Here is a 13,932-nt window from a genome sequence, read left to right as displayed (position 1 = left end):
TGACCTCCTCAGCCTCGATCCGTCCGATCAGCGCGAACGGCGGCGCGACCGGACCACACGATGACCCAGATGCCGATGGCTACCATCGGCAGGGACAGGACCATGCCCATGGTCAGCCAGCCACCAAACAGGTAGCCGATCTGTGCGTCTGGTTCGCGGAAGAACTCGACTAAGATCCGGGCAACGGCATAAAGGCTGACAAAGACGCCCGTAATGCGGCCGGGAAAGCGCAGTGCCTTGAAGACACGTGCGAGGACTTGCAACAGCACGAAGAGCAGCAATCCCTCGAGCGCTGCCTCATACAGTTGGCTGGGATGACGCGGAAACGGGCCACCGGTCGGAAAGGCCATGGCCCACGCGACATCGGCTGGACGGCCCCAGAGTTCGCCATTGATGAAATTGGCGATGCGACCGAAAAACAGGCCGAGCGGCGCGACGCTGGCGACAAGATCGAACAGGCTCCACAATGGGATTGCGTGCTTTCGGGCGAAGAAGACCATAGCGAGCGTGGCGCCCAGGAAGCCACCGTGGAACGACATGCCGCCATTCCAGACCTCGATCGCGCGCATCGGATTGGCTGCAACCGAGGCGAAATCGTAAAAGAATATATAGCCGAGGCGTCCGCCGGCGACGATACCGATGGCCGCCCACAAAATGAAGTCATCCACCTGCTGGATGCTCAGCGGCGGCTGGCCATTGGGCCAGAGCTGCGGGCGGCGCAAAAGATCGCGGGCAACGAGCCATCCTAGAAGGATGCCTACGACATAGGCCAGTCCATACCAGTGGACAGCCAAAGGGCCGACCGAGAAGGCGATCGGATCGATCGCGGGAAAGCTCACGACGGCGAAAAGTTCCAAGACTGACAACAATGGCGTTCTTTCGTTTATGCAGGGCGAAAATGGCGTTGCGAAATGACCCGGTCAAGCCCGGCCTGGATGGAATCGCGTCACCCTGCAACACCGTCAACCACCTTTATCAGTTCGAAACTTCTTGCAAGCTCCCGGTTGAATGCCTACCTCATCTTCAACGGGGTGATCCCCGACGGATCTTGATTGAAGAGGAGCCATGCCATGTCGACCGGGCCGAACCGTATCATGGACGAATTTGCCAAACTGATGACGGACGCAGCCGGCGCCGCGCAAGGCGTGCGCCGGGAAGTCGAAACCGCGTTTCATGCTCAGGCCGAGCGCTGGATGAACAGCATGGATCTGGTCAAGCGCGAAGAATTCGACGTCGTGCGCGAGATGGCGCTGAAGGCACGCGAGGAAAACGACCTGCTGCAGAAGCGGATCGAGGCGCTCGAAGCGCAGCTGTTGGGCACAACGGGCAAGCCGGCGGAGTGAAATCCGCTAAATCGGTTCAATCACTTGAATTGCAGCAAGACCCGTAACCTGTTGGTTGCGGGTCTTTTGTCTTTCCAGGCCCTTGACCATGCGTTCTCCACCGCCAATCCCCGGTTATTTTGCTGCTTGTGGACAGGTGGCAAAAAGCCAATGGCCAGAGTCGCTTATGCCGCATTGCGCAGGCGATTCCCGAAGGTCCATCCACAGGCCCGGGCCGCAATTGTGGCATTGGGGGCTGGTGCTTGGTTCTGGCGATTATACACTGATTTTAAATGATGATTCGAAACGGGCCTACGTAAGTTTCGGACAGGGTGCGTGTTTTATCCTGGGGTCCTTCGGAATCGTTCCAGTGTAGTTTCCGGTTCTGGTGTTTGAGTTGTTCGGCATGCCGCCGAAAGCCTACATTCATTCCGGTCAAGAAGGTGATGCATGAGCCTCATGGAAATGGAAGTCGAACGCCAGTCCAACCCGGTCGATATGATCGAGTTTGTCGCGGCGACCAATGATTGGTCGTTCGAGCGTTCCGGCGAAGACGAGATCGCAATGACGGTCGAAGGGCGCTGGACCGATTACCATGTGTCGTTCTCCTGGATGGAAGAGTTCGAAGCGCTGCATCTTGCATCAGCCTTCGACCTGAAGATCCCGGAAAATCGCCTCAACGAGGTGATTAAGCTTCTCTCCTACATCAACGGTCAGGTGCTCATGGGGCATTTCGACTTGTGGCGTAACGAGGACGTGGTCATTTTCCGCCAGTCGCTGCTGCTTGCCGGTGGCGCTGAGCCGACCAACCGACAGGTGGAAGTTCTGCTTTCGTCGGCGGTTGATGCCTGCGAGGCCTATTACCAGGCCTTCCAGTTCGTCGTCTGGTCGGGTGTCGATGCCAAGACTGCCATGGACGCAGTGCTGTTCGAGACCGTCGGAGAGGCCTGAGCATGAGCCAGTCAGCATTCGGGCAGATCGTGCTCGTCGGCGCCGGCAATATGGGCGGCGCCATGCTGTCCGGATGGCTGAAGAATGGCGTACCGGGCTCCTCCGTCACGGTGCTGGATCCGTCGCCGTCCGAAACGATGATGGCGATGATCCGCGATGCGGGTGCGAGCCATTCGGTCAATCCGCCGGAGGGCCTCACTGCCGATATCCTGTTCCTGGCCGTAAAGCCGCAGGTCATGGATGCTGTCCTGCCGAAACTCAGTTCGCTGATGGGCGAGACGACTGCTGTCGTTTCGGTCGCGGCCGGCAAGACGATTGCTTCCATGGAGACCCATCTGGGCGCGGCCGCCATGGTTCGCGCCATGCCGAATACGCCGGCGATGATCGGTCGTGGAGTGACCGGCGCCTATGCCAATGCCGCCGTCAGCGAAACGCAGCGCGATATCGTGCATCGTCTGCTGAAGGTTTCCGGCCCGGTCGAATGGGTCGATAGCGAGGACGCGATCAATGCCGTGACTGCGCTTTCGGGCAGTGGGCCGGCCTATGTGTTTTATCTCGTCGAATGCATGGCAGAGGCAGGCCGCAAAGCCGGACTGCCGGCGGACCTTGCCATGCGTCTCGCGCGGGAAACGGTCGCGGGGGCTGGTGAACTGCTTCATCAGTCTCCCGACCCCGCTTCCAAACTGCGCCAGAACGTGACTTCGCCGGGCGGCACGACCGCCGCTGCCTTGTCCGTCCTGATGGCGGACGAGGGCATGCAGCCATTATTCGACCAGGCGATCGAGGCTGCTCGCAAGCGGGCCGAGGAACTGGCCCAGTGAGCGAAAGCAGCGTGAGCGAGATCAGCTTTGCCGACTTCGAGAAGGTCGATATCCGCGTCGGAACGATTGTCGACGTGGAGGCCTTTCCCGAGGCGCGCAAGCCGGCCTTCAAGCTGAAGATCGATTTTGGGCCGGAGATCGGGATCAAGAAATCCTCTGCGCAGATCACCGTGCATTATACGCCGGATAGCCTGCTCGGTCGTCAGGTGCTGGGTGTGGTCAACTTTCCGCCACGCCAAATCGGACCGTTTCGCTCCGAGGTCCTTACGCTTGGCTTCGAAGATGCGAACGGTGCGATTGTTCTGGCGGCCGTCGAGCAGGCGGTTCCGAATGGCCGTAAACTGATGTGATCAAAGGCCCGCGAGGGCCTTTTCCTTTCAGTGGATGTCCCTGCTGACGGGATCGGTGAGCGAGAAGCCGTGAAAGCGGACCTTGAAGCCCGCCCGTTTTGGCGAGCATGCGGTGATGCCGACCGAGAGCTGTTCAATGTCGGGCGGAAAATAGGCGAGCCTCGCCATCTGCCAAGGACTGTCTTCATCCAATCGATACTGTACAAAGAACGCGTCGCCGAGGCGGCTGGCTCTGACACCGATGGTCTTTGTCGACGGGGGCAGTGCAAAGGCCGACCAGTCGGAGCGTCCACGCGTGGTCGCGACGGTGCTGAAATGGCACAGGCCATCTGTGAATTCGATGCCGCACTTCATCCAGTGATCCGCGTCGTGACGGATCATCAGGCCGGCCTGATCATAGAGTTCCTCATAGGCGCCGGTGAAGCGGGTCTCCGCAGTGAAGTCACCCTGCCGGGTTTGTTGCAGGACATGACCATTGTCATGCTGGAAGCCGTAATAAGTCCTCTGCCAGAAATCCGTCTCCCGACCGGTCTCGACCACCAGGTCCGTTCCTTCCAAATGGGTGGAGGCGGGTGGATTGAGCCATGTCATGCCGTTCCACGGGGTTTTCGAGGGGGCGTTCCACGATGAGGTCATTTCAGCATCCTTGCCGGATCAGACGGGTATTCGGATCACGGCACGAAGGCCGCCAAGGGGGCTGTCTTCGAGCGTGACATTGCCGCCATGGCTGCGGGCGATATCGCGGGCGATCGCCAATCCAAGCCCGGTGCCCGAGGCATCGAGATTGCGGGCTTCGTCAAGCCGGAAGAACGGCTTGAAGACATCTTCACGGGATGCCGGCGCAATACCGGGGCCATTGTCGTCGAAGATCACCACGAGCCATTTGGCGGTATGGCGTGCCTCGATGTTGAGCGTCGTTGCGTAGCGCCGCGCATTGGACGCGAGGTTCGACACCAGGCGGGCAAAGGCGTTGGGTCTGACGGCTATCTCTTCATCGCCGTCGATCGTGTAGGTCAGCGTCTTCCTGTGCAGGGCAAAATCCGTTTCGAGCTTTTCGAACAGATCGCCTAGCCTGATCCGGCCGACGTCTTCCTCCGCCTCGCCCTTGGCAAAATCGAGATAACCTTCCAGCATGGTCTGCATGTCGTCGACATCCTGATTGAGGTTGTCGAGTTCCGGATCGTCGCCGGCGAGTGCCAGTTGCAGCTTGAATCGGGTCAGGATGGTGCGCAGGTCGTGGCTGACACCCGATAACATCGCGGTGCGCTGCTCCATCTGACGTTCGATGCGCTCTCGCATCAGAATGAAGGCGAGGCCGGCGCGGCGCACTTCATCGGCGCCACGGGGACTGAAATCGTCTGGTGGCCGCTGACCCTTGCCGAAACTCTCTGCCGCATTGGCCAGCGCCAGGATCGGCCGGATCTGGCCCCTCAGGAACAGGATGGAGATGATGATCAGCACCAGCGACGTGCCGACCATCCAGACAAGGAAGATATGGGTGTTGGAGGCGTAGGCCTCGTTTCGCCGGGCAAAGATCTGCAGGATGCCCTGGTCCAGCACGATGCGGATCTCGACCAGGCTGGAATCGCCGACGGTGTCGATCCAGAAGGGCCGGCGGATCTGGTTCTGGATCTGGTCCGACAGGATCTGGTCAAGGATGGAGAAGAAGGGGCGTGGGCGGGCAGGCGGCAGTTCCGAACCTGGCTCCATCGCAATGGTGAGGTTGAGGCGTTCCTTTGCGATCTGCACCAGTTGCCCATAGTCCTGGGGGCTCGGATAGGCTTCGATCAATGCAATGACTGCCGAGATGTCACGGGTGACGGCAGCGGACAGGCGTTCGGTCACCAACTGCCAGTGTCGCTCCATGAAGACGAAGGCGACGACGGTTTGGAGGATCAGCATAGGCAGGATGATGATCAGCAGCGAGCGGGCGTAGAGACCCGTCGGCAGCCGGTGGCGCAGCCACCGAGACAGATAACGCAGCCCGGTTGGCGGACTGCGGTCCTGATCCCGGCGGATCTGCTCGAAAAGCGTCATTGTCTTCGCTTCCTTGGTCTTCGCTTCCTACGGGGGCTGGCCACCTTATGCCGGCTGACCTCAGTCCATGCTCAGGCGATAGCCGATGCCGCGAACGGTTTGCAGCCACAATGGATTGGCCGGATCATCCTCGATCTTCCGCCGCAGACGATTGATCTGCACGTCGATCGTGCGTTCGCCGACGTCTGCGTCATTGCCAACCAGTTCGTGGCGCGGGATGGTCTCGCCAGCCCGTGTGGCGAACAGATACATGATTTCCTGTTCACGATCGGTCAGACGGATGGTTTCTGCACCTTTGCGCAATTCCTTGCGCAGAACAGAGAAAGTGTAGGGGCCGAACATGACCTGTTCGATCTTCGGCGCGTCCGGATTAAGATTGCGCTTGAGGATATTGTTGATGCGCAGCACCAGTTCGCGCGGATCGAATGGCTTGGCAAGATAGTCGTCGGCGCCTGCCTCCAGGCCGGCAATGCGGGAATCGGCTTCCGAGCGGGCGGTCAGCAGGATCACCGGGCATTTTTTCGCGTCCGACAGGCTCTGTGTGAGGGAAAGGCCGGATTCGCCCGGCATCATCACGTCGAGCACCAGAAGGTCAAAATTCAAACCTTCGAGCTTGCGGCGTGCTTCGGCGGCATCAGCGGCCACGGTCACCCGGAACCCTTTTTCCGTCAGGAAGCGGTGGAGAAGGTCGCGGATGCGGGTGTCATCATCGACGACGAGGAGATGCGGTGCATCGTCTGAAAGCAGGATCTTCTTGGCCACGTCAGTCGGCTCCGTCGGTATCCGGGTTCCCGGCAACTGTCTGTTTCTGCATGCCGTCGAGGAAGCGGCGAACGGCATCGCGTTCGGCGATGGAAAGTCCCTGCATGGCATTGGCAATGCGTTGCGACTGCGGCTCCGACAGCGCGAGCGCCAGTTCGCGGCCGGCAAGCGTTGGATAGAGCCGCCGTTGGCGGCGGTCGGCAGGACCTGCCATCTGACGGATATAGCCGCTGTCGATCAGTTCCTTCAGCACGCGTGCAAGGCTCTGCTTGGTGATCTGCAGGATGGCCAGCAGGTCGGCCACCGTCATGCCGGGACGCCGGCTGACAAAATAGACAACTCGGTGATGAGCGCGGCCATAGCCGAATTTCGACAGGATCGCATCCGGATCGGAAACGAAATCGCGATAGGCAAAGAACAGCCTTTCGATCGTTTCGAAATCGATTGCCTTGTCGTCGACCACCGGCAATTCGGGAAGATCCTTCTTGGCAGCCTTTGTCGCAGACTGTCGTACCACGCTGTTATTCCTTTCATCCCGGTCTCTGCTGAATGAGCGCTGGGCGCTGAAACGCATGGACCGGCTTGCTGTCCGGGATTGCCGCGGCGCAATCGGCCGCGTCTGTTCTCCCGTTCGTTCTCGGCCGGTCGCCCAATATATGCTCACGACGACGAACGATACCTTATCCGATTGGCGGCAAACTAAGCGGAAGTGCGGCAAAACTCCAATGTTTTTACACGGATCGCACATCTTGCGGAATAGTCGGAAACCTCTTGCCGACTTAGCCGTTATGGCCCTCAACAACAGTCGAACAGGTCCACGTAAGGACGTTCGGCTTATAATGCCAGGAAAGATGAAGGGACGGCTCATGCTGCACAATGAAATCGAGGAAAGCACATCGGCACGTTCGTTGAAGCCGGTGGTGATCGTCGTTGTCGCAGCCAAACTGATGGTTGCCAGCCTGCTTTTGGCACAGGCAACGATGCTGCCCGGTTCGCCCATTTCAAGTGCCTATGGGCTCAATCGCTGATTTCTGTTGCCGTCCAGTCGTGCTATGCGCTTCCGGTGTTAGCGTGAAAGGAAGCAGTCCCGATGGGCCACGTGCAGGCAGGCATTATCCCGGTCACCCCATTCCAGCAGAATTGCACCATCCTGTTCGATGACGAGACGCGTGAAGGCGTGATCGTCGATCCGGGCGGCGATGTCGATGTGATCATTCAGACGATCGAAGAGAACAAGATCACCTTGAAGGCGATCTGGCTCACCCATGGCCATCTTGATCACGCCGGGGGCGCTGCCGAACTCAAGGAGCGTCTGGGTCTGACGATCATCGGGCCGCACAAGGACGACCTGCCGCTGCTCGAGCGGATCGAGACGCAGGCGCGCGCCTACAATATCAACGGCTTGCGCAATGTCCTTCCGGACCAGTGGCTTGAGGATGGTGACCGGGTTTCCTTCGGCGAGCACACTTTCGAAGTGTACCATTGCCCGGGTCACGCGCCAGGTCACGTGATCTATTTCGATCGGGAACAGAATTTTGCTCATCTCGGTGATGTGCTGTTCAGCGGTTCGATCGGCCGCACCGATCTCCCTGGGGGAGACCATCAGACCTTGCTGAATTCGATCAGGGACAAGGTCTTTCCGCTGGGCGATGACGTCGGCTTCATTTGCGGCCATGGACCGGGCGGGCGTATTGGCGAAGAACGCCGGAACAATCCCTTCCTGCGCGGCCTCTGATCCGAAGACACATGCATAAAAAAAGCGCCGCGGAAGCGGCGCTTTGCAATTCAGACTAGCTTTCGTTCCGGTCAGCCGGCCGTGCAGAAATGCGACATGCCGTCATAGCCGACAAAGGTGCCGGTGCGCGAATTGAAGCTGCGATAACGGTTCGCGCAATAGTCGTACCATTCCGGGGTCCAAGGCTCGACGCCATAGCTGACACGGCGCTCCTGGTAGACGCTGCGGCGCGGCGGGGGCGGCGGCGGATAGTCGTCGACGTAATATTCCGGCTCGTCATACACCGGGCCGGGTTCGACATAGACGCGGCGCTGCGGCTGGCTGGCGATGGCCGAGCCGACGATCACGCCGGTGGCGAGGCCGAGAACGCCAAGGGCAACCGCATCATTGTCCCGATGGTGACGGTAGCGGTCGCGCGCCTCAGCCTGGCTCGATGCCATGATCGGCGTTAAGGTGACGACGGTCGCGAGAAGGGCGTATTTTGCGATTTTCATCATAAGGTCAGTTCCTCATGCCAAAGCGGCTTGCTCTTGGTTAACGAGCGATGAGAAAACATTAGCCTCGGATGGCTGAACGTAAGCTGAACGAAAAAACCCGGCATACCTGCCGGGCCGCACATGCGAAGCGAGTCCGGATGAAATCAGCCGGAGATCTGCAGGTTTACGGCCTTCGGGCCCTTACCGCGGCGATCCGGTTCCGTGTCGAAGCTTACTTTCTGGTTTTCGGTCAGGCCCGAAAGCCCAGATGCCTGTACTGCGGAGATATGAACGAAGATATCCGCGCCACCATTGTCCGGCTTGATGAAGCCAAAGCCCTTGTCGGTATTGAAGAATTTTACAGTGCCAGTTTCGGCCATGCGTCAGGTCCTTTTCTCTCTGCCCATATTCGGCGGGGCAGCATTTCAATGTTTTCCCGCGAACGGGTGAGCGACAGGCATTTGTCGATAAGTGAGGAAAGGGGCCCTGTTACCGCAAGCAACCCCGAAACGTTGCAACCAACGCCTCAAGATCGTTTGCCCGGGTTGTTATAGCGTCCCCGGCGCGCATCTATTTATAGGTCTTCCCATGCTCGCAAAATTGCCCGAACATCAAAAGAGTGCTTGGTTTATCAGGAATTGGCAAGCAAAAGTTTTCCGAACGTTAACGGCGATACCCCTTGGTTATCAAGGGGAATGCCGCTCCCGAGAGGAGGTTTTTGATGGTATTTGCCGTTTCGGCGAAAAATTGCATCGCCTGCGATGGAGATTTGCCAAAAAGCGCGCGCGAACACGGTATTTTTCGGTTGAAATTTTCTGTGTTCGGTTTTTTCGCCTTTAGGATGCATCCGCTCGCGACAATCGTATCAATTGTCCATCCTGTTCGTCCGTGACGAGCAAAATGGAGCCGTCGGGCGCCACTTTGACATCGCGGATGCGGCCATAATCGCCTGTCAGCAGTCGTTCTTCCGTGCCGATGGAGCCGTCGTCCATGCGATCGATGCGCGCCAGTAGCTGATATTTCAGTGCCGCAACCAGAAAGTCGCCGTTCCATTCGGGGAACATCGCGCCGCGATAGACTGAAATCGCGCCGGGTGCGATCGAGGGATCCCAGTAGTGCAGGGGCTGTTCATAGCCATCCGCCGCCTGCCCAACACCAATTTCGGCACCGGAGTAATGTTTGCCGTACGAGATTGTCGGCCAACCGTAATTGCTGCCAGCCTTCGGACTGTTGATTTCGTCACCGCCGCGCGCGCCGTGCTCGACCGTGTAAAGGCTGTTGTCGGCCGGATCGATCGTAATACCCTGCGGGTTGCGGTGGCCAACGGACCAGATTTCCGGCGCCCCCTGGCCGTTTTCGGCAAACGGATTGCCACTGCCGGGTGTGCCGTCAGGTTTGATATGAAGAATGGAACCGGCGTGATCCTTGGGGTCCTGGGCGCGGTCCATCTCGCCCCGGTCGCCGATGCCGAAATACAGGCTACCATCGGCAGCAATGGCGATGCGCGAGCCAAAGTGCTGGCCGGTGCCGGTCAATTTGTTCATCACGAATATGCGTTTGACATCTTCCAGACCGCTTTCGTTGGCGGCCAGCCGCGCGCTGAAAACAGCGGTCCCGTGGCCCCCTTCGCCTGCAACCGAGGCGGTGAAATAGAGGCTGCGGCTCTCTGCGAAGTCCGGTGAAAGAGCAATATCGAGCAAGCCGCCCTGACCGGCGACCCGGATTTCCGGCAGGCCGGTCAAAGGTTCGCTGGTCTTGCCGTCGCGGATGATGCGGATGCGGCCCGGCTTTTCCGTCACGATATAAGCGCTGTCGGGCAGGACTTCGACGGACCAGGGGTTTTCCAGGCTGCCGGCGATGGACGTTACGTTGATCGAGATGTCGCCGGCCTGAATTCTTTCTTGTGCCAGTGCATTGAGCGGCATTTGCAGAGTGGCGGCCGTCATTCCTGCGGCGAGTGTGAGACTCCGGCTCATGGCCCGGCTCATGGCCCGGCTTATGGCCCAGCTTATGGATCGTGTTGCGGTCATGGAAACTCCAGATGTTAACGTGTCGACGCGCACCGCGTCTCAAGGCTAGTTGGTCGAATGCCAGAACCGAACAAGGTGAAGCGGATAAAAGATCCGCGAGCTGACCTCTTTGTGACCAGACGTGAATGCATCGCCCGGTTTAGCGGCCATCATTGATCGAACGGGATTGCAGCAGATCCGCCATGCCGCGTCGCCACAGCCCGAACCCGCCTATGCTCATGACTGCAAAACAGAGCAGTAGCAGGCCGATCAGCACGCGGCGCTCTTCCCCGAGGCTGGACCTGTCGCGCGTGCCGGTCGTGCCGGGCTGGTCGACCGGGTCTCCCGTCGGGCGTGCCAAGGGACCATGCGGCAGGATAACGATACGACCAGAGCCATGGCTCTCTGATGTCGCGGCGATACTCGATCGGGATTGAGTGGTTGCGGGCGGCGTGACCGGCGATGTCGCATTGGCAGCCATGGCGAGCGCAACTGCGAGGCCGGTAATGGCGACAATCTTGGCGTTGGCGGTCTTGATGGCGGCAAGCCGCGTGCGCCGGCGCGGTGTAGCGCAATCGAGATCAACTGGCTTGTTCGTGGGCGTGCGCATGTCAGACCTTCCCTATGGTTGTCGGGCAGGGACAGACAACTGGCATTTCGCGACGCTAGCAGGACCGAAGTGTGGCGAAGCGCGGTTCATGTCGCGGCTTTCCCATGATGGGTGCCGGCGGCAAGCGAGGGAGATTGACTCCGTGACGCGAATATCGAGCGGGCGCGCGCTTTAAGCTTGAAAGGGTAGACCATTTTCGCCATAGAGCTTGAACCTGAAGCCTTGGCTCCGTCTAGGGTTCCAATTGATCAATCAGCTTCAGGATCTCACACAATGGCATTTCTCGCCGACGCCCTTTCCCGTGTTAAGCCGTCCGCCACCATCGCCGTCTCGCAGAAAGCGCGCGAGTTGAAAGCGAAAGGCCGGGACGTGATCGGCCTTGGTGCCGGTGAACCGGATTTCGATACGCCGGACAATATCAAGAAGGCCGCCATCGACGCGATCCAGCGCGGCGAGACGAAGTACACGCCGGTCTCCGGTATTCCGGAACTGCGCAAGGCGATTTCGGCAAAGTTCAAGCGCGAAAACGGCCTCGACTATACCCCGGAGCAGACGATCGTCGGCACCGGCGGCAAGCAGATCCTGTTCAATGCCTTCATGGCGACCATCAATCCCGGCGACGAAGTCATCATTCCGGCTCCTTACTGGGTGTCCTATCCGGAGATGGTGTCGATCTGCGGCGGCACGCCGGTCTTCGTCGCGACGACACAGGAGAACAATTTCAAGCTGACCGCTGCGGATCTCGAAAAGGCGATCACGCCGAAGACCAAGTGGTTCCTGTTCAACTCGCCGTCCAACCCGTCGGGCGCCGCCTACAGCCATGACGAACTCAAGGCACTCACCGACGTTCTGGTCAAGCATCCGCATGTCTGGGTCCTGACCGACGACATGTATGAGCATCTGACCTTCGGCGACTTCAAGTTTGTTACCCCGGTCGAAGTCGAGCCGTCGCTCTATGACCGCACGCTGACGATGAACGGCGTGTCGAAGTCCTATGCGATGACTGGCTGGCGCATCGGTTATGCGGCAGGACCGCTTTCGCTGATCAAGGCGATGGACATGATCCAGGGCCAGCAGACCTCGGGTGCCTGCTCGATCGCCCAGTGGGCCGCCGTCGAGGCGCTGAACGGTCCGCAGGACTTCATCCCGGCGAACAAGAAGATCTTCGAAGGCCGTCGCGATCTCGTCGTGTCGATGCTCAACCAGGCGACCGGCATCGTATGCCCGAAGCCGGAAGGCGCCTTCTACGTCTATCCGTCCTGCGCCGGCCTGATCGGCAAGACCGCGCCATCGGGCAAGGTCATCGAGACGGACGAGGACTTCGTTACCGAACTGCTGGAAACGGAAGGCGTGGCCGTGGTTCATGGCTCGGCCTTTGGCCTTGGCCCGAATTTCCGCATTTCCTATGCGACTTCGGAGGATCTGCTGGAAGAAGCCTGCAACCGCATCCAGCGCTTCTGCGCGTCCTGCAAGTAAGCTGCACGGTATGACATACAAAAAGGCGGGGCCTCGCGGTCCCGCCTTTTTTGTTCAGCCAAACGAGTCGTTTAGGCCGTGTTCTTCACCCACGGGCCGAGGTAGGCACTCTCACCGAATAGGCGTTCGCGGTCGCGCCACAGGGCCGGGATGAACAGGGCAGCGAGTGCTGCGGCGGTAATCATCGTCTTGGTCAGCTGCGACAGTTCCGGGGTGCGGCCGTCGAGATAGTAGACCAGATAAACGATCAGCACATGCCAGACATAGATCTGCAGCGAGTGGCGGCCGAGCAGCTGCAGGAAGCTGAGGGAGAACAGGCTGGTCAGTCCATTTGCGATCCTGCGCACCATCGCATTTTCGCTGCGCGGACCGGCGATCAGCAACCAGGCGATGCCATAGGCGACGGCGGCGAAGTTGAGCAGATAGACCGGACCAAAATCGGCGCGCACTTCCATCAGGCCGAATTTCTCCAGTACGACTCCAGGCATCAGTCCGTGTGCGGTCATCAGGCGCAGTGGCAGGAAAAACACGCAGACTGCAAGGGCGGTCCAGACCAGCGTGGTGTTGCGCGGAGAAAACACCTTCTGCCATTCGATCTGTTTCATCGAGGTCAGGCTTCCGGCAATCACGCCGGCAAAGAAGACGATCTGCCAGCCGAGCAGGTTGAAGCTGACCCGCAGGCCTTCCTTGTCCGGCGCGCCGGCCAGCCATTCGTTGAGCGGATAGGTGAGGGCGCGCTGCAGACCGAGCTGGGCCGCCATCCAGATGAGGAGCGAGCCGATCGCCACGCCGAGCCAATGACCGCGCAGGCACATCCAGATGACGATCGGCGCAAACACCATGTAGATGATGTATTGCGGCAGGATGTCCATGAAGGTGGGCTGGAACAGGAAGGTGACGAGCGGTGCGAGACTGCTCGGGTCGAACAATTTGGTGGGACCAAGCCAGTTTTGCCAGATTGCGCCGGCACCCGGCAGAATCAGCTGCAGCGCCAGGATGACAAGGATGATGCCCATCGCATAGCGATAGAGCTCCAGCGCGCGGGACCAGATCCGGTCACGGCCGACGGTGTAGCCGTCCTTCATCATCTTTCGGGCATAGACCATGCCGATCAGCAGGCCGGACAGGAAGACGAATCCCTGGGCATCTTCGACAAATGCGAGGTTGCGATGGTTGATCTGGACGAGCCAAAGGCCGCCGGTGAATACCAGATGGTTGATCAGCATAAAGACGAGGAAATAGCCCCGCATGCCGTCGATCACGTCCAATCTTTTCACGTTCGACTCCCGAGTTGGCCCCCCGGTAACCTGTGGGAGCGATGTGCATCCGCATCGTGTTGAGAATGCGGCGGGTGGCCCAAAGCGGGCTGACCATCGCTGGAGG

At 59.5% G+C, this 13,932-nt stretch carries 17 protein-coding genes; 7 read left to right on the top strand and 10 right to left on the bottom strand.

Translation table 11 applies throughout. The features are described 5' to 3' along the window. Positions 1 to 8: 8 nt before the first annotated feature. On the bottom strand, positions 9 to 869 hold the full coding sequence (gene lgt, locus LQ231_RS15355; protein ID WP_230171970.1) for a prolipoprotein diacylglyceryl transferase: 861 nt from the start codon (positions 867 to 869) through the stop codon (positions 9 to 11). Between the two features lie 201 nt (positions 870 to 1,070). Here lgt and LQ231_RS15350 point away from each other — a divergent pair, with 201 nt between their 5' ends. The 4 genes from LQ231_RS15350 to LQ231_RS15335 all read left to right on the top strand — a co-directional run bounded on the left by LQ231_RS15350 (position 1,071) and on the right by LQ231_RS15335 (position 3,444). Further along, entirely contained in the window at positions 1,071 to 1,343 is a 273-nt protein-coding gene (locus tag LQ231_RS15350) for an accessory factor UbiK family protein (protein ID WP_230171969.1), read from the top strand. A 429-nt stretch (positions 1,344 to 1,772) separates the two neighbouring features. Next, positions 1,773 to 2,273: a YbjN domain-containing protein gene (locus LQ231_RS15345; RefSeq protein WP_113141848.1), complete on the top strand. Its 501-nt coding sequence runs from the start codon at positions 1,773 to 1,775 to the stop codon at positions 2,271 to 2,273. Between the two features lie 2 nt (positions 2,274 to 2,275). Then, positions 2,276 to 3,094, top strand: a complete 819-nt coding sequence (gene proC, locus LQ231_RS15340) for a pyrroline-5-carboxylate reductase (RefSeq protein ID WP_113141847.1) — start codon at positions 2,276 to 2,278, stop codon at positions 3,092 to 3,094. Then, positions 3,091 to 3,444 (top strand): tRNA-binding protein, encoded by a 354-nt coding sequence (locus tag LQ231_RS15335; protein ID WP_230171968.1) that lies wholly within the window; start codon positions 3,091 to 3,093, stop codon positions 3,442 to 3,444. Before proC ends, LQ231_RS15335 begins: the two co-directional genes overlap by 4 nt. Before the next feature lie 27 nt (positions 3,445 to 3,471). Here LQ231_RS15335 and LQ231_RS15330 read toward each other — a convergent pair whose 3' ends face one another. The 4 genes from LQ231_RS15330 to LQ231_RS15315 form a co-directional block, all read right to left on the bottom strand. Then, positions 3,472 to 4,035 (bottom strand): DUF1349 domain-containing protein, encoded by a 564-nt coding sequence (locus LQ231_RS15330; protein WP_230173383.1) that lies wholly within the window; start codon positions 4,033 to 4,035, stop codon positions 3,472 to 3,474. 63 nt (positions 4,036 to 4,098) lie between these two features. Next, a complete protein-coding gene (locus tag LQ231_RS15325; protein WP_113141845.1) occupies positions 4,099 to 5,481 on the bottom strand; it encodes an ATP-binding protein in 1,383 nt (460 codons plus the stop codon). A gap of 60 nt (positions 5,482 to 5,541) precedes the next feature. Then, entirely contained in the window at positions 5,542 to 6,243 is a 702-nt protein-coding gene (locus LQ231_RS15320) for a response regulator (RefSeq protein ID WP_162742649.1), read from the bottom strand. Between the two features lies 1 nt (position 6,244). Beyond that, positions 6,245 to 6,760, bottom strand: a complete 516-nt coding sequence (locus tag LQ231_RS15315; RefSeq protein WP_230171967.1) for a MarR family transcriptional regulator — start codon at positions 6,758 to 6,760, stop codon at positions 6,245 to 6,247. 349 nt (positions 6,761 to 7,109) lie between these two features. Between LQ231_RS15315 and LQ231_RS15310 the strand changes: the two genes are divergently transcribed. Both LQ231_RS15310 and LQ231_RS15305 read left to right on the top strand, forming a co-directional pair. Further along, complete coding sequence (locus LQ231_RS15310; protein WP_230171966.1) at positions 7,110 to 7,271, top strand: hypothetical protein; 162 nt, start codon at positions 7,110 to 7,112, stop codon at positions 7,269 to 7,271. A 62-nt stretch (positions 7,272 to 7,333) separates the two neighbouring features. After that, positions 7,334 to 7,978 (top strand): MBL fold metallo-hydrolase, encoded by a 645-nt coding sequence (locus LQ231_RS15305; protein WP_230171965.1) that lies wholly within the window; start codon positions 7,334 to 7,336, stop codon positions 7,976 to 7,978. A 71-nt stretch (positions 7,979 to 8,049) separates the two neighbouring features. Here the strand turns inward: LQ231_RS15305 and LQ231_RS15300 are convergent, their stop codons facing one another. From LQ231_RS15300 to LQ231_RS15285, 4 genes are all read right to left on the bottom strand, one after another. After that, a complete protein-coding gene (locus tag LQ231_RS15300; RefSeq protein ID WP_113141841.1) occupies positions 8,050 to 8,475 on the bottom strand; it encodes a BA14K family protein in 426 nt (141 codons plus the stop codon). Between the two features lie 143 nt (positions 8,476 to 8,618). Further along, a complete protein-coding gene (locus tag LQ231_RS15295; protein WP_006725577.1) occupies positions 8,619 to 8,834 on the bottom strand; it encodes a cold-shock protein in 216 nt (71 codons plus the stop codon). Between the two features lie 456 nt (positions 8,835 to 9,290). After that, on the bottom strand, positions 9,291 to 10,379 hold the full coding sequence (locus tag LQ231_RS15290) for a PQQ-dependent sugar dehydrogenase (protein WP_230173382.1): 1,089 nt from the start codon (positions 10,377 to 10,379) through the stop codon (positions 9,291 to 9,293). A 244-nt stretch (positions 10,380 to 10,623) separates the two neighbouring features. Beyond that, positions 10,624 to 11,073, bottom strand: a complete 450-nt coding sequence (locus LQ231_RS15285) for a hypothetical protein (RefSeq protein WP_230171964.1) — start codon at positions 11,071 to 11,073, stop codon at positions 10,624 to 10,626. Positions 11,074 to 11,346: 273 nt separating this feature from the next. On the opposite strand from LQ231_RS15285, the gene LQ231_RS15280 reads away from it, so the two are divergent. Beyond that, positions 11,347 to 12,549, top strand: a complete 1,203-nt coding sequence (locus LQ231_RS15280) for a pyridoxal phosphate-dependent aminotransferase (RefSeq protein ID WP_230171963.1) — start codon at positions 11,347 to 11,349, stop codon at positions 12,547 to 12,549. A gap of 71 nt (positions 12,550 to 12,620) precedes the next feature. Here the strand turns inward: LQ231_RS15280 and opgC are convergent, their stop codons facing one another. Further along, positions 12,621 to 13,826 carry an OpgC domain-containing protein gene (opgC, locus tag LQ231_RS15275; protein ID WP_230171962.1) on the bottom strand — a complete coding sequence of 402 codons (1,206 nt, stop codon included), beginning with the start codon at positions 13,824 to 13,826 and terminating at the stop codon, positions 12,621 to 12,623. Between the last annotated feature and the right edge of the window lie 106 nt (positions 13,827 to 13,932).

Origin of the sequence: Rhizobium sp. CECT 9324 (assembly GCF_918741265.1) — a bacterium.
Taxonomy (GTDB): Bacteria; Pseudomonadota; Alphaproteobacteria; order Rhizobiales; family Rhizobiaceae; genus Allorhizobium.
The sequence above is the reverse complement of the archived record's forward strand: the minus strand, read 5'-3'. Positions and strand labels throughout refer to the sequence as shown.

Bases quoted from the DNA above. Each gene is read 5' to 3' on its own strand.
- LQ231_RS15305 (WP_230171965.1), top strand. From the start codon at position 7,334: ATGGGCCACGTGCAGGCAGGCATTATCCCGGTCACCCCATTCCAGCAG.
- proC (WP_113141847.1), top strand. From the start codon at position 2,276: ATGAGCCAGTCAGCATTCGGGCAGATCGTGCTCGTCGGCGCCGGCAAT.
- LQ231_RS15325 (WP_113141845.1), bottom strand. From the start codon at position 5,481: ATGACGCTTTTCGAGCAGATCCGCCGGGATCAGGACCGCAGTCCGCCA.
- LQ231_RS15280 (WP_230171963.1), top strand. From the start codon at position 11,347: ATGGCATTTCTCGCCGACGCCCTTTCCCGTGTTAAGCCGTCCGCCACC.
- LQ231_RS15285 (WP_230171964.1), bottom strand. From the start codon at position 11,073: ATGCGCACGCCCACGAACAAGCCAGTTGATCTCGATTGCGCTACACCG.
- LQ231_RS15350 (WP_230171969.1), top strand. From the start codon at position 1,071: ATGTCGACCGGGCCGAACCGTATCATGGACGAATTTGCCAAACTGATG.
- LQ231_RS15310 (WP_230171966.1), top strand. From the start codon at position 7,110: ATGCTGCACAATGAAATCGAGGAAAGCACATCGGCACGTTCGTTGAAG.
- LQ231_RS15300 (WP_113141841.1), bottom strand. From the start codon at position 8,475: ATGATGAAAATCGCAAAATACGCCCTTCTCGCGACCGTCGTCACCTTA.
- LQ231_RS15345 (WP_113141848.1), top strand. From the start codon at position 1,773: ATGAGCCTCATGGAAATGGAAGTCGAACGCCAGTCCAACCCGGTCGAT.
- LQ231_RS15290 (WP_230173382.1), bottom strand. From the start codon at position 10,379: ATGCCGCTCAATGCACTGGCACAAGAAAGAATTCAGGCCGGCGACATC.
- LQ231_RS15295 (WP_006725577.1), bottom strand. From the start codon at position 8,834: ATGGCCGAAACTGGCACTGTAAAATTCTTCAATACCGACAAGGGCTTT.
- LQ231_RS15330 (WP_230173383.1), bottom strand. From the start codon at position 4,035: ATGACATGGCTCAATCCACCCGCCTCCACCCATTTGGAAGGAACGGAC.